The sequence below is a fragment of the Bdellovibrio sp. HAGR004 genome (genome assembly GCF_055397015.1).
Window position 1 is genome coordinate 2,902,654 of sequence record NZ_AP029176.1, and the last position, 13,728, is coordinate 2,916,381.

12 protein-coding genes are annotated in these 13,728 nt (G+C 50.1%); 5 read left to right on the forward strand and 7 right to left on the reverse strand.

What is annotated here, in order from left to right:
• Positions 1-47 precede the first annotated feature (47 nt).
• Complete coding sequence (locus ACZ5ZV_RS14445; protein ID WP_464117882.1) at positions 48-2,273, reverse strand: lytic transglycosylase domain-containing protein; 2,226 nt, start codon at positions 2,271-2,273, stop codon at positions 48-50.
• The gene (locus ACZ5ZV_RS14450) at positions 2,270-3,790 is read right to left on the reverse strand and encodes a flippase activity-associated protein Agl23 (RefSeq protein ID WP_464117884.1); all 1,521 of its coding nucleotides are present in this window, start codon (positions 3,788-3,790) and stop codon (positions 2,270-2,272) included. Before ACZ5ZV_RS14450 ends, ACZ5ZV_RS14445 begins: the two co-directional genes overlap by 4 nt.
• Between ACZ5ZV_RS14450 and ACZ5ZV_RS14455 the strand changes: the two genes are divergently transcribed.
• Positions 3,781-4,506, forward strand: a complete 726-nt coding sequence (locus ACZ5ZV_RS14455; protein WP_464117885.1) for a hypothetical protein — start codon at positions 3,781-3,783, stop codon at positions 4,504-4,506. The two genes, ACZ5ZV_RS14450 and ACZ5ZV_RS14455, sit on opposite strands and share 10 nt — an antisense overlap.
• Here ACZ5ZV_RS14455 and ACZ5ZV_RS14460 read toward each other — a convergent pair.
• From ACZ5ZV_RS14460 to greB, 4 genes are all read right to left on the reverse strand, one after another.
• On the reverse strand, positions 4,462-5,463 hold the full coding sequence (locus ACZ5ZV_RS14460) for a YheT family hydrolase (RefSeq protein WP_464117887.1): 1,002 nt from the start codon (positions 5,461-5,463) through the stop codon (positions 4,462-4,464). The two genes, ACZ5ZV_RS14455 and ACZ5ZV_RS14460, sit on opposite strands and share 45 nt — an antisense overlap.
• 2 nt (positions 5,464-5,465) lie before the next feature.
• A complete protein-coding gene (locus ACZ5ZV_RS14465; RefSeq protein ID WP_464117889.1) occupies positions 5,466-5,924 on the reverse strand; it encodes a DUF3465 domain-containing protein in 459 nt (152 codons plus the stop codon).
• Positions 5,925-6,065: 141 nt separating this feature from the next.
• Positions 6,066-6,890 carry a substrate-binding periplasmic protein gene (locus ACZ5ZV_RS14470; RefSeq protein WP_464117890.1) on the reverse strand — a complete coding sequence of 275 codons (825 nt, stop codon included), beginning with the start codon at positions 6,888-6,890 and terminating at the stop codon, positions 6,066-6,068.
• Positions 6,891-7,004: 114 nt separating this feature from the next.
• On the reverse strand, positions 7,005-7,481 hold the full coding sequence (gene greB, locus ACZ5ZV_RS14475; protein WP_464117892.1) for a transcription elongation factor GreB: 477 nt from the start codon (positions 7,479-7,481) through the stop codon (positions 7,005-7,007).
• A gap of 145 nt (positions 7,482-7,626) precedes the next feature.
• On the opposite strand from greB, the gene ACZ5ZV_RS14480 reads away from it, so the two are divergent.
• Genes ACZ5ZV_RS14480 through ACZ5ZV_RS14490 form a run of 3 tightly spaced genes read left to right on the forward strand, consistent with a single transcriptional unit; the run spans position 7,627 to position 12,888 of the window.
• A complete protein-coding gene (locus ACZ5ZV_RS14480; protein WP_464117894.1) occupies positions 7,627-9,429 on the forward strand; it encodes a FecR family protein in 1,803 nt (600 codons plus the stop codon).
• A complete protein-coding gene (locus ACZ5ZV_RS14485; RefSeq protein ID WP_464117896.1) occupies positions 9,429-11,042 on the forward strand; it encodes a fibronectin type III domain-containing protein in 1,614 nt (537 codons plus the stop codon). Before ACZ5ZV_RS14480 ends, ACZ5ZV_RS14485 begins: the two co-directional genes overlap by 1 nt.
• Before the next feature lie 16 nt (positions 11,043-11,058).
• Entirely contained in the window at positions 11,059-12,888 is a 1,830-nt protein-coding gene (locus ACZ5ZV_RS14490; protein ID WP_464117898.1) for an adenylate/guanylate cyclase domain-containing protein, read from the forward strand.
• On the opposite strand, the gene ACZ5ZV_RS14495 is transcribed toward ACZ5ZV_RS14490, so the two are convergent.
• Complete coding sequence (locus ACZ5ZV_RS14495) at positions 12,885-13,121, reverse strand: hypothetical protein (RefSeq protein ID WP_464117900.1); 237 nt, start codon at positions 13,119-13,121, stop codon at positions 12,885-12,887. The two genes, ACZ5ZV_RS14490 and ACZ5ZV_RS14495, sit on opposite strands and share 4 nt — an antisense overlap.
• 316 nt (positions 13,122-13,437) lie before the next feature.
• Between ACZ5ZV_RS14495 and ACZ5ZV_RS14500 the strand changes: the two genes are divergently transcribed.
• Positions 13,438-13,725, forward strand: coding sequence for a hypothetical protein (locus ACZ5ZV_RS14500; RefSeq protein WP_464117901.1), 288 nt, complete (start codon positions 13,438-13,440; stop codon positions 13,723-13,725).
• Positions 13,726-13,728: the final 3 nt, after the last annotated feature.

Here is a 13,728-nt window from a genome sequence, read left to right on the forward strand (position 1 = left end):
GTTTCAGGCTACAAAAGTCAGAGGACTTTTTCAATAAAACATCGTCCTTATTTTGCCTTTTTAATCAGCAAATCCTGCCATAGGACGGGATTTGGGGCGTAATTTCCCTTCTCCGACAGCCGATAGAGCAGGACGTTTCTCAAGATGGCCTTCACGTAGAAGCTCGTCTCTGTCCACGGCAGCTCGTCAAACCACAGCTCATCAAGGGGTTCAGAGCTGGGCTTGGAAACTAATTCGCTCACCTCAGCTCTTGCTTCCATCCACAATTTTACGCGATAGGGTCCTGCGTTATAAGCCGCCAAAGCAAATGGCACACTTCCTTGGAACTGGTCCAACATCTGGGAAATATAGAACGACCCCATCGGAATATTCACCTCCGGGCGGAACATATCGTCAGGAAGCTCCACCTTCATTCCCAGCTTGCGCGCCACTTCCTGCGCGGTGGGAGGAATCATCTGCATCAACCCCAAAGCATTGGATGTGGAAACAGCTTTCAAATTAAAAGCACTTTCCTGACGAGTCAGACTCTTAAACAACACTGCATCCACGCCATAACGTTCTGCCTCAGCCTGATACAAGCTCGAGAAAGCCTCCGGATAGCTGATCTTCACAAATTGCTCGCGACGCAGACGAGGATCTGCTTCCATCGCCTCATTGATCCAGCGAATGGCCGTGACGTACTGCTGGCGTTCCATCATTTTTTCCGCCAGATTCACTTTCAATGTCGCGTCTTTCATGAACGGCATAAAAGACAACTCTTCCTGCGCCTCGCCGACCCAACCTGCCGCTGACAGGGACTTAAAGCGCTGCCATGCCGTCTTTTGCGAACCCACGACATAGAATTCATTCGTCAACGCCGGAACCTTATCTTTGTTTTCAGGCCAGGTCAGTTTGCCCGCCTGAGACTCCGCCCGCAGGCGCAGCCCGTAATAGGAAAACGGATAACGCTCCATCAAATCCGCAGCCGCTTGTTGCGCCCGATCTGACTTGCTGCCTTGAAGTGAACGCACCAACCAGTACTGCCCGTTCAGTTCATAGCGTTCGCGCCCCTGCTGAAGAAGTCGTTCCAGAAGGGCTGACGCGTTGGTGAATTCCTTCTTTCTATAGTAAATCAAACCGGAACGGAATAAAGCCTCTGCAGCTTCGTCAGATCCCAGATGATGGGTGAAAAGTTTCTTATAAAGATCCAATGCACGATCGTACTGCCCCAGAAAGTGCGCAGAACGCCCGGCTATCCACAACGCGGAGGTCGTGCTGGGCGCAGTGGGGCTTTTATCCAAAGCCTTCATCGCCAAAGACAGAGAGCCCGTATAATCCGCACGACGATGCAGACTCTGAGCCCAGTCCATCAGCCGTTGAGTGTCGGCCTCTTCCATTTCATTCAACGCTTTGACCTTAACCAACTGCTCTGACAATGAATTGTAGATCTCCAGTGGTTTGTCCTTCATGCGACGGGCGGCACGACTTCCGGGATATTCATTCAGAATTTGTATAGCGTCTTTCAGGGCCGAGATCGGATCATTCTGCTTCAGGGCTGAGGCCACACGTTCTTCCAGTTTGCCTTCCTCGCCGCTGACCTCAGTGACGGTCGCCGCAGGCTTCACGGGTGTCACCACAGTGACTTTCGTGCGACTGATAAAATCCAGTTTATCCTGAAGATATTTTGAATCCCGCTGATCCTGCGCCTGCTCATAGAAAAACTGCGCTTCGGGATAATTATTATCCACAAGCGCCAGATCGCCCAACATCTGATATGCCCGGGACTTTTGCTCTTTGTTCAAAGAGTAGCTGCCCCCCAACAAAGCATCTATACCTGCCGCCGCCGATTTAACTTTGCGACTGACCTGATCTTCCAGCGACATCAACTTCAGACTGACATAAGACTTCGCCAGATTGGTGGACCAAGGGCCTTCCTGCATCAAATCCTTGTGCGCTTCCAGAGTGCTTAAGGCCTTGTCGACAGACGCCGAATCCTTGCGCTTGCTCTGCACCCCTTCCAAACAGTGCAACCAGGTCGTTGCCACCCAACCCCGCAGCTCCTTGCGAGCATTGAACACTTGAGGCGCCAGTTTTGAACACTCCACCCATTTCAGATGAATTTCGTAATCCTTCAGTTGAGAAAGTGGCGACAATTTAACTTTCTTCTTTTCCGGCATCACTCGATACAAATCCACCACTTTGCCCGAAAGTTCTTTATTTACATCGACCTTGTGCACATGTGCTGAAACATTCAAGCCCGTCAAAAGACTTGCCAAGACCAAACTTTTTTTCACGGAGCATCCTCCTCTGAAGGGCCCACAACCTGCAGGCTTCCTTTGTAATCGCTCATATCAAAAGCGGACTTCTTCAAATACACGACACTGGCTTCCTTGCCCTGACGGAAAACTGTCTCAATCTTCCAGTAAGGTTCATTTAAAAGCAGCTCCAGCGGCTCGCTGTCGATTTTTTCGCAGAAATACACCAAGGCATCCGGCAAAACTCTTTTACTGCAAAGCTCAAAAGCGGCCCCTTTGGAATCCCGCAGAATCCACGGCCACGGCCATTGCTCCTTGATTCCGAATTGCAAAGTTTCCTGACGCAATTCCGGATGATCCCGCAAGACGCCTGTGATTCGATCGGCCAGTTCTACCAATTCGTAACTTGAATTCACATAAACATAGGGATGTGTCAAATCCATCGGCACCTGATAAACGGAAATATAAGTGCTTCGGAAACCTAGCAAAGCCAAGAGTCCCCCCACAGCCAGCAAAGGCCAACGCCCTTGGGATCGGGCTGCGAAAATCTGTTCCGCCGTGAATGCCAGAACAAAATAGAAACCCCACACCAGCGACAGCACGCACCATACGGTCTTATAGGGAATTAACGAATACACCAACAGTTGTACCAGCGAAAAAACACTGACAACTCGCAAGGCCTTCTGGCGGGAAAACACACCCCAGAACGAACAAGCCATCCCCAGCAAGACGAGCGGCTCTGCCGCATAAAGCACCTGGATCCAGTACCAGAAGCTTTTTTCGTGTCCCTGGCCATGCACTCCCGTTTTCAACCATGGCAAAATCGCCTTAAAGAAGTCCCCCAGTCCCGACGGATTCTTAAAAAAGCCGGTGAACAACTGCACGAACAGCAAAAGTAAAACCAAAAACAGCACAGTGACCGAACGACTCCACGCCTGCGAAATGCGCCTGACTGAAAACAGTTCACGCAATGCCCGGGGCCCCAAAGCACCCAGCCCCACAACCCAGGCAAACAATGTGACGACGAAGGTTTCCTTCAAAGTCACCATCCCCCACAAACCCAGCAAGAAAAGCCCCAGGGCTTTGCCATCTTGCTGCTGCAACCAGCGCAAAATCCCAAATGCAAAGATGAGCTGAAAGAACACGAAGGGCATTTCGTGAATACCGGATCGACCGAAGAAGATAAACGCAGGACTGATCAGCAGTAAAATAGCCATGCTTCGGTTCACAAACCGGGACGAAAGCGCCCCGTAAAAAAAGACCATCACACTTAAAACACTGAAAAATGCCGGAACAGCCCGAAGAACTTCCAGACTGCGCCCCCAAAGGGATTCGAACAACTGAAGAACATAGAAGTAAAGAGGTCCGTGATAATTATTGGGATCATATTGGTAAAACCCCAACTTGGACATCTGCATGACGAACCAGCCATTGATACCTTCATCAAAATGAATAGGCTTGTTTGTCAGCAACAGAAAGCGACTGAGAATTGCCAGCAGTAAAAGCCCCACCCACAGCGCCATTTCAGAGAAGTTCGTGACCTTCGATGATTTCATTGCTAACTATCGTAAAGATGGAATCTGCTGTGTCAACCCCGCTCTTGTCATTGGTGATATATTTGAATCAGGAAAACAAACACCTGACGGACTGTCTGCGTGATTTGCAGACCTTCTTTGCCAAGTTTCCACTTCCCTACGAAGTCATCCTGATGACAGAAAAAGGTGTCGTGGTTTCAGATCCACCCAAAGCTGTGAAGGTGATACGGAATGAAAAACATCTGGGCCGCGCTGCCAGCCTGTGGCAAGGACTGCAGGCTGCTCAAGGTCACTTCCTGACAATTTCATCCGTGGAAATGAGCACTCCCCTGGGTGATCTCTTCCGTTTGTTGCAACATTTGATGAGTGAAGAAAAAATAGACCTGTACTGGGGCAATCGCTACGCACAGAAGAACAGTTCTTTTTTAAAGACAGAAAATACACGCCAGAAGAATGAACATCTTTTCAACGGAATTCTAAAGGAAAAGTTCGGACCCGTGCCCGCGGACCCACTCAGTGATGTCCTCATGATCAAGCAGGACGCACTTAAAAAACTGACGGTGCATATGAAAAAGCAAAAGATACAAGGCTGGTATTTGGCACCGTCTGTCTTGCGAGCCCTGCGGCAGCAGCCTTTGCAGGTGGAACAACTGTCGGTCCTTGATTCTGGTCAGACAGCACCAGGTTATTCCCTATGGGGCACTCGCTGGAGTCTTTTCAAAGAGTGTTTGCTCTAGGCCACACAGGGCTTCGTAAAGATAATAGTCCAGCCAGCGATTTCCACCGACTGGCAATGCCCCCTGATGCAGATACCCCATGTGCCCGCCACGCTTTTCAATATGAAGCTGTACATACTTGGAAAAGGGCGCTTGAAAATAGTCATGAACGGAAACAAAGGGGTCGTCCCCCGCCGTCAATGAATACGTCGGGACGTCAATATTGCTGACATAATTGATTGATGAACAACGCTGATAATAGTCTTCACGACTGGAAAAACCCGATGCCGGAGCCGTGTAGATCTGATCCATGTCCCACAACGTGGCCCAAGGCGGAATTTCATAGCGCTCCGAGATCAGCCCCATCTTGTACTTTTCATCCACCAGTTTGCGCAAACGGGACACAAAACGCAGATCATAAAGCCTGTTCAGCCCTGACTTAAGCAGCAGAGATCCACTTTTAAGATTTAACGGCGCATTGACCGTGATCGCTCCATCGGGCTTTTCTCTTCCGGCGAATCCCCCCAACAAACACAACATGATATTGCCACTTAAGGAGTAGCCCACTGAAACATGCTTATGGTTCGGGAACATCCGACGCAAATGACTTAAGACGAGCGACACATCTTCAGCACTGCCGGAGTGATAAGGACGTCGCGCATAGGGTGCCCCTTCGCCGGCCCCTCGGTGATTGACCAGGACCACGGTATGTCCCAGCTTTTGGCAAATCAAAGCTGTTCTTTGCATGTAATCAGAGGAAATATCGCCAGACAAACCGTGAAAAAGACTGACCACGAGGGGTGATGAACCCGGCAGATAGGAACAAAAAAGCCGATCCCCGTCTGGAAGATCGACTTGAAACTTTTTACCAAAATCAGAAAGTTCTATGGATTTAAGGAAGTGCGCCCACAAAGTCTGACCATGACCGCTGTCGGCCCAAAAAGGCGCAGAGCATGGAATCAGATCAAGACGTCGCAAAGTTACTCCTTACAATAGAAGGTTCCGTTCACGTAAACATATCCGTCCGGTCTTCTGCCGCGCGGATCGTGATGCAGCCAGTGCAGCAGGCCGCCTTTGTTGGTCCAGATAAACTGACCACCCATCGCAACTCGATCACCCACTTTCAGCGGGACGCGAGGGCACATATCCAAATTATACACCGCCTGCATGGTCTCGCCATTAGAAAGACGCACAGTCCATTTTTGATGTTCAAGACCACTATTGTCGTCGGGCAGAATTTTGGTCACCACCATATCGGCGCCCTCAACAAAGTCCTCGCGGCGGCGGTTGTTGACAGCCTCCACCAAATCGCGATCGTCACTGATTAAATCATTTTCCTGATATTGCTTGAATCGAGCCGCCTCAGCAGACTCCATTTGAGAAAAGACAACAACCGCAAACGCACAAACATAGATCGCAACGCGAACCCAAGACTTCATCACATCCCCCTTCATGATTGAAGCACCCCACCACGGGGACGAAGTCTGCTTCAAAGGAGGACATCTGACAATCAAAAAGAGTCTTACATTCTCTGTAAAATTTACTGCTAACAGACCCCTAACACCATAAAAGAAAAAGGCTCACTTCTCTTTCTTTGGCACTCGAAGAGGGTCTTTGTTGGTCGCTGACATGTAGCGAATGTCGTTTAGAGAGAGTTTGAATTTCTCGCCCCACTTCTTCAGCAGGCCTTCGTACTCTCCAGAACGAATCAGACTGTCCATGCCGGCGTCAAATTTACGTGCCGTCTGCTCTCCCAGAGGATGCTGCTTACTGATCATCAGATAAAGGCCACCGGTTCCTATCGGCCCCAGGACTTTTAAGTTCTTCTTCACTATCTCGGTCTGTTTTCCCAGCAGATAGTAATAGGTCAAAAAATTCACCACGCCATGCGAAACTCGTTTGCCGGCCACAAGCTTTAAGACATTCGAGTCTGAACTGACAAACTGCTTTTCGATTTTAGGGTGATAGTCGAACTCGGGTCCATAGGAAAAGCCATTGGTGACAGCCACCTTTTTCCCTTCCAGATCATTGACCTCATCCACCTTGCCTTCTGTACTGTCTTTATGAGCGATGGCAATGGCACTGGTAATGAGCAAGGGATAGTCGGGGAAAATCAGAACATTCAACATGGTCGGGTCATAAGTGGTGCTGAAACATCCCAGTTCTGTTCCAGCCTGCACCTTCGCCATACAGCGCGAAAATGGCACCGCCTCAAATTTAACTTCGATATGCTGAGTGCGAAACACACTGCGAACAATATCGACCGACAAGCCTTCGACATTATTAGCTTGTCCAGAGCTGTACGGAGGAAAGCCGTCCTCCGCCAGAAGCTTCAGAACTTCTGCACGGGCAAAAGAAGCCAGAAATGTGAACCCTATTAAAAGGACCTTCCACGCACATGGCACCCGCTCACCTCGCTGCAAACAAGATTCTTCGACCAGTACATCATGTCTGCCCACGGATGTAAAAACTTTGTAGCTCTCTCTGACAGCAAGAGCTGTCAGCTCGCAAACAAAAGGCTAACGAAACTCGACCTTGTCGATGGTGACAAACTCTTCCCCAGCCGGTTTGACAATGCGGACTTCGTCGCCCTCTTTCTTGCCCAACAATGCTCGCGCCACAGGAGACTTCCAGGAAATCTTGCCTTGCTTTGGATCAAACTCATCTTCACCGACGATCTGATAAACAACTTCGTCGCCATCTTCATTTACCAAGGTCACAGTTGCACTAAAAAGGACAGTGCTGCCCTTCATCAGTTTTGGATCAACAAGTTCGGCATCTTCGATTCTTTTTGTCAGAAAGTGCACACGACGATCGATTTCGCGCAAGCGACGCTTGCCGTACTGATAGTCTGCGTTTTCCGAGCGGTCGCCATTGCTGGCGGCCCAGGCCACCACTTCCACCAACTTCGGACGCTCCACATGCATCAGTTCGTGATACTCGGCTTTTAACTTCGCCAGACCTTCAGGGGTGATATAATTCTTCTTGGTATCCATAAGCCAAGACTAGACCATCTGCCAGAGTCCTTACAAAGGTTTTTCCCTCGTATTCCATAATTTATCACCCGAACGGGGCGGACCTGGACTTAAGCGCCATTTAATAATGAGACTTTTTCTCCGAAAGAAGATTGAGGAGGAATCGATGAAAAAACAATGGAAACGTCTGCTTATCGCCGCTTTAAGCTCGTCTTCCGTGTTTGCAGGAACGTGGTTTTGGTATCAATCCACGGACAGCAATCGCGCCTCTCAATCCAATGAAAAACCGCTGGCTTACGTCGGAAAAATTGTTGAAGACATTCAGCGTCGCCCGGCATCGCGTCTGTTGTGGCAACTCGTCAACACAGGCGAGCCATTATATAACGGCGAAGCCATTCGCACCGGTGAACGCGGCGAAGTGCGTATTCAGTTTGTCGACTCGGATCGCTATCTGGATCTGGAGCCGGAATCTCTGATCGTCATTAAAAAATCCGAAGGCGAAATCGCTCTGGATCTGATGGAAGGTAGCTTGTTCGTTAATGCCAAAGCCGGTGCGGGCGACAGCAATGCCCCGGGACTGGTATTAAATTCCGCCAATGGTAAGGTCGATCTGTCCCAGGCATCCGCCTCCCTTTCAAAAGGCCGTGGAAACGCCGTGGATGTTCAGGTCCTCGAGGGTAAAGCTTCCATCAAAGACAGTAATGGTCAGACGCAGGATTTGACCACTCGTGAAGAAGTGCAGATCCTGTCTCCATCGCCGCAAAAACCTGTGGCGATGAATGCAGAAAGCCCTGATCCAGTCTCTTTCCAATGGCGCGGCTTCCCGCCTAACACGCAAGTATCCTTGTGGGTGGGCCCAAGTCGTAAGCAACTTAAAGAAATCAAAAAGGCCAGCTTGAATGCCAGTCAGCTCCAGGCCGCTTTGCCGTTTGGCCGTCACTACTGGAAACTTGTCGCCACCACACCTCAGGGCTCCGTCGCGGGTGAAAGCCCCGTTTACAAGACCGAGGTGCTGGCGCGCTATGCTCCGACAGTGACGTTCCCGACTGCAGATGCAGAAATTCAGGCTCCCCAAGTTCCTTATGATATGAATTTCAAATGGCAAAAAGGTGATGATACAAGACAGGTGACTTTAGAAGTCTGGTCCGATGAACAAATGACCCGCAAAGTGGCAACCCGGACGCTTACCAAAGAAGATAACTTCACCCTGCCCGGCCTGAAAAGCGGAACCTACTTCTGGCGCATGACTTCATATTTTGTTGATACGGAAAAACCAGTTCTGGGCAAAGTGCAAAAATTCACAGTCGGTTCGTTGGCAGAGTTCAACGCCAAGAAAGCGCCGATCCCAGTAGTCGTGGATTTCACCATCCCAGAAAAGGATCTGGTGCAGTACTATGTTGAACAGCCTCAACTGGGTCTTTCCTGGAAAGGGGACCGGCCGGATCAGGTGGCATCCTGGAGAGTTAAATACCGTGGCGAAAATGACGCCCCCGAGTCCGCCCAGAGTATGAACGTCAAAGACACTAAGTTGACTGCTCCGGTGCACAAACCCGGCCGCTATATCGCTTCCATCGAAGCTCTTTCCGAGGACGGAAAAGTTCTGGGGGCGGCAAGCTCACAGGTCTTGACCGTCAGCCCATTGCCACTTTTACAAGCCCCTGTATTCACACCTGCCGAAGGTGTGCTGCAAGCCTCGAACGATGGTCGCAGTCAGTTGATCTGGAGCCAAGTGGAAGGTGCCAAGGAATATTGGCTGACCATCAGAAAAAACGGCAAGGAACTTAAGCGCAGTAAATATGCACAGAACTCCACTTCGCTAAAAAATCTTCTGCCGGGTGAATATGAGGTCGAAGTCTCTGCCGTGGACACTTATGGCCGAAGCAGCGAAGTTCTGCCTGCCCGCAAACTTTTGGTGCCGGATACTTCTAATATCAAGGCCCCTACTTTAAAGAAGATCAAGGTTAATTGATGAAGTTAACTAGTGCGTTCCTTCTTTTGCTAATCTCTTTCTGGACCTCACTGGTCTGGGCGGCGCCCTATCGCCGACTCGTGAACTTCGAGTGGGAAGCAATTGAAAACGCCAAGTCTTATGAGATCGAATTAAAACAGGTCAAAGCCAAAGGGGAAGAGGCCAAGACCTTCACCTTTAAAGTGACCGAAGCCGCCTGGAACGGCCGCCTGACCCCTGGCAAGTACATGATGAAACTGCGTTCACGTGACTATCGCGGAGTTCCTGGGAAATGGAGCGAGGAAAGCGAATTCAATGTGGGCCTGGAAACCGCCGTGCTGAAATTCCCGGGCTCCCGCCTGCAACTGCCCACGCAGGAAAACGACAAGACCACTGTGAACTTCAAGTGGGAACCTGTTGGCGGGGCGGATCAGTATCAATTCACGCTGATCTCTGAAGACGGCAAAACTCAGATCTCGGAAACTTTGAAAGAACCTTCCTTTAAGGCAACGATTCCCGTGGCTTCCCACTATACCTGGAAGGTTTCCTCTTCCAATGCTGAAGGCATCGTCAGCGATGCCACTGCCGTGGGACAATTCACGGTCATGGGGAAACCTGTTGAAAACCCTCGTATTGATAAGCCCGAAACCGATTTCGTTCGCGAACTGAAATGGTCCAAGCCCGACTACGTCACCGGCTTTGATATCTATATTTTGAAATTCAACAAGACAGCCCGCAAATGGGAAAAGATGAAGGTCCTTGAAAACTATCAGCAGGACACCCTGCCCTTTGATGAAAGCTGGCCTGGCGGACAATATCAGATCGGTATTCGCGCCAAATCAGATTTGCGACCTTCATCCAAACTGGCGAAACAGTCGTTCTCTGTGCGCCATGGAGATCGCTCTCCAGCCGCAGAATACACAACACTGGTCAGAAAATCCATTGAGCGGGTTACCGGATGGTATGCCGTGGCTAGCTATCTGATCACCGAAATGCAATACCAAGGGATCAATCCGGAAAAGAATTCTTCCGTGGCATACAAAGCTCTGGGCGGCACGGGACGCCTGGGAATTGGCTGGTTCAGCCCAACAACCCCTTGGGGGTTCCTGGGAATCCTGGACTTAAGCGGATTCACCTTCAACGGCAAGACTCAAACCTTTGCTTCCGCCGAAGCCAATGCCGTCTATCGCAAGGCCGTGGGCGATCGCGGGGAAGTGCGCTTCCAAGCCGGGCCTTACTATAAAGAGCTGCCTGAAACTGTCGGTGATCCATTCTCGGGTCAATCGTCGGACTTAAAAATCAGCTCGGCCGGGCCGCATTTCGGAGCGGAATACTGGTACTCTTTGACGCCCAAATTGGGAGTTCAGGTCAATGCCCATCTTTATCTGTCACTGATGAAGATCAGCACCCCCAACGGCGAACCCATGGAACCGAAGATGTCCACACAGTTTGGATTCCTGGGAAGTTACCGCTTTACTCCGCGCTTTACGGGGTTGATCGGTTACGCCCGCCGTGAAGATAAAATGTCTTACAAGGCCGCCACAGGAACTGGCAGCTTCGCCAGCGATGGGGACGTGAATGAATCCACCATCGTCGGAAATTATCTGAACGTTTTTGCCGAGTGGAGCTTCTAGTGATCAGGAGAGAATTATGAGAATACCCATTTCTACAAAACTCATCACGGTCACCATCCTGATTCTGGTGGCGGCCACAGGCACGATCACCTGGATCTCCTCTTCCTATTTCGAGAAGAAAGCCGCCGAACAGGTGGATATCGCCAACCTTGAATCCGCAGCCGCCAAAGCCAAGGAAATTGAAAATATCGTGGCAAGTCTGGTCGATAAGACCCGCACGACAGCTTCTTTGCTGACAAAGGGTGCCGCTTCGCAAACGGAGGCCGGTGATGATTTTGATTTCAACTTTACTAAAGATAAAAACTTTATTGCCCTGGAAGTCCTGAAACTTGATGGCCCGGCGGTGGAAACCGTAGCCCGTAAAGTCAAAGAGGATGTGCTTAAACCGTATGGTCTGACACCGGTTTATATCACTCACCTGCGCTCCTGGCAGAAGTTTCCGATTCGCTCGGTAGCTCAGGGAAGCATTGAAATCAAAAATGCCTCTTATCCCAAGGCCCCGGCGATGATCACCATCGGCATTCCCCTGATCCGCGATGAACAGGGGAAAATCACGCACATTGCCCTGGCGGATGTGACGCTGGCTCCGTTCGAAAAGCCATTCACCGATCCGTCCGAGCGCACTCAATACCTGATTGATCGCAACGGGGAGCTTCTGGCTCACAAAGATGAACAAAAAGCCATGGCCCGCCTGAACATGGGGAAATACCCTATTGTGCAAAAGGCTTTGACACAAAAATCCCCGCAGTTCCAGACTAAGTTTCTGAATCCTGACAATGACAAAGATTATTTCGGAGCTTCAGTTAAGACTTCGTACGGCGCAACCGTGATTTCACAAACTTCAGAAGAAACAATTCTTGAAGTTTCCAACGAAGTGAAACGCCGGGCGATCTTTGTGGCCGGTTCCGCCATTTCCATGGCGATCTTCTTTATCTTCCTGTTTTCGATGACACTGACCTCCCCTATTGAAAAGTTGGCGGAGATGATCAACCTGGTTTCAAAAGGAAACTTCAACGTCAAAGCCCGCGCGGCCGTCAGATCCCACGACGAAGTGGGCGATCTGGCAGAGGCCTTCGATCAAATGACCGAGGGATTAAAAGAGCGCGACAAAGTGAAAAGCCTTTTCTCGAAATTCCACGGATCTTCTGTCGCTGAAGACTTGATCAACAAGGACATCGGGGTTGGTGGCCAGACCAAAGAGGTCGTGGTCTTCTTCTCGGACATCCGCGGCTTCACGGCGTTTTCAGAAAAGCGATCTCCGGAAGAGGTCGTGGAAATGCTGAATGAATACTTTGGCGTGATGGTTAAAATCATCAACAGCCACGGTGGGGTCGTCGATAAATTTATCGGGGATGCGATCATGGCGGTCTGGGGGGCACCGAAGAGTTCGGACCGCGATGCTCATCAGGCGGTTCGCGCCTGCCTTGAAATGAGACGCGCTTTGGAACAACTGAATGAACGCCGTATTGCCCGCAACCACCCGCCGATCAATATCGGTATGGGTTTGCACGCCGGAAAAGCAATTTCGGGCACGATCGGTTCAGATGAGCGCATGGAGTACACTGTCATCGGAAACACCGTCAATACAGCTTCCCGTATTGAAGCTTCGACCAAAGCTTTCGGTGCAGATCTGCTGATCTCGGACACCGTGATCGAAAAAATTGGTGAGGATTTTAAAACCGAACTGGCCGGAGCCGCCGAAGTGAAAGGGCGTTCCGAAGCCCTGAAGATGTTCAAAGTCCGCGGCTACAGAGCTGAAGACGGAAGCATGGTCGATGTTAGCACCCCATATTCCGACTATGAAGCTGAAGCCGCAGACAAAGTGAAAATCAAAGACGCTGCCTAGTGCTTACTCGCCGGAGCACGAGAGCTTGAGGAAACCGCCGCAACAACAGCGGCGTCTTCTTTTTCAACCACAGACTCCGCCGCAGCCATCTGGCGGAATTCAGGATAGATAAAAGCTTCCGTTATATAGATATTCTTTGTGGGATCTTTCTTGGAGGACAATAAAGACGGCGCACTGGCGCAAGACACAACATTCAATAGTAGCAGACACAACAACACTACTTTCAACTTCATACATCCCCCCGGATATCGTAGATAGATCCCTTTGCATGCTCCTTGCCACCCCTATTGCAATAGGTTGCTTATAAACGGAAAGTCCTTAAGCACTGTCTAAAATATATTAGACAGTCGATTTGCATCGGATCACAACTGTACAGATTCAGCACATGTTCAAACATTTTCCGATTCCGAAAAATCTCACCTGAAAACAAGCACTCACACAAAACATGGAAAACTTTTGTCTGAATTTCCTCGACATACAGATTTGTAAGATTTCAGCAGCTTAGGTGCTGGCCCAACCGTTGCTTTGTGACTTCCTTAGGGGGGAACGATGAGAAAGATTTTGTGGACCATATTGTTTGTAGCAGCCGCGGTTCCAGAATATGCCATGGCCAAAGACGCCATTTCAACAGGCACATTCAATCAGATGATCGATGAAGGCAACGCCGCAGCCAAAAGCCTTAATGCAACTATCGCACGAAATGTCAGCTCCACCGGTGGAGCGAGCTTTAAAGGTGACGTGATCACTGTCGTGGATAGCAAGCGCAATCCGGTCAAATACAATCCGTTCCTTAATGAGGACGAGGTTGAGGTCAAGTCCATTCGCGACGCTGAATAGCCT

Excerpts from the sequence above, each read along its gene's own strand:
- ACZ5ZV_RS14455 (WP_464117885.1), top strand. The coding sequence starts at position 3,781 with ATGATTTCATTGCTAACTATCGTAAAGATGGAATCTGCTGTGTCAACC.
- ACZ5ZV_RS14450 (WP_464117884.1), bottom strand. The coding sequence starts at position 3,790 with ATGAAATCATCGAAGGTCACGAACTTCTCTGAAATGGCGCTGTGGGTG.
- ACZ5ZV_RS14465 (WP_464117889.1), bottom strand. The coding sequence starts at position 5,924 with ATGAAGTCTTGGGTTCGCGTTGCGATCTATGTTTGTGCGTTTGCGGTT.
- greB (WP_464117892.1), bottom strand. The coding sequence starts at position 7,481 with ATGGATACCAAGAAGAATTATATCACCCCTGAAGGTCTGGCGAAGTTA.
- ACZ5ZV_RS14480 (WP_464117894.1), top strand. The coding sequence starts at position 7,627 with ATGAAAAAACAATGGAAACGTCTGCTTATCGCCGCTTTAAGCTCGTCT.
- ACZ5ZV_RS14485 (WP_464117896.1), top strand. The coding sequence starts at position 9,429 with ATGAAGTTAACTAGTGCGTTCCTTCTTTTGCTAATCTCTTTCTGGACC.
- ACZ5ZV_RS14490 (WP_464117898.1), top strand. The coding sequence starts at position 11,059 with ATGAGAATACCCATTTCTACAAAACTCATCACGGTCACCATCCTGATT.
- ACZ5ZV_RS14495 (WP_464117900.1), bottom strand. The coding sequence starts at position 13,121 with ATGAAGTTGAAAGTAGTGTTGTTGTGTCTGCTACTATTGAATGTTGTG.
- ACZ5ZV_RS14500 (WP_464117901.1), top strand. The coding sequence starts at position 13,438 with ATGAGAAAGATTTTGTGGACCATATTGTTTGTAGCAGCCGCGGTTCCA.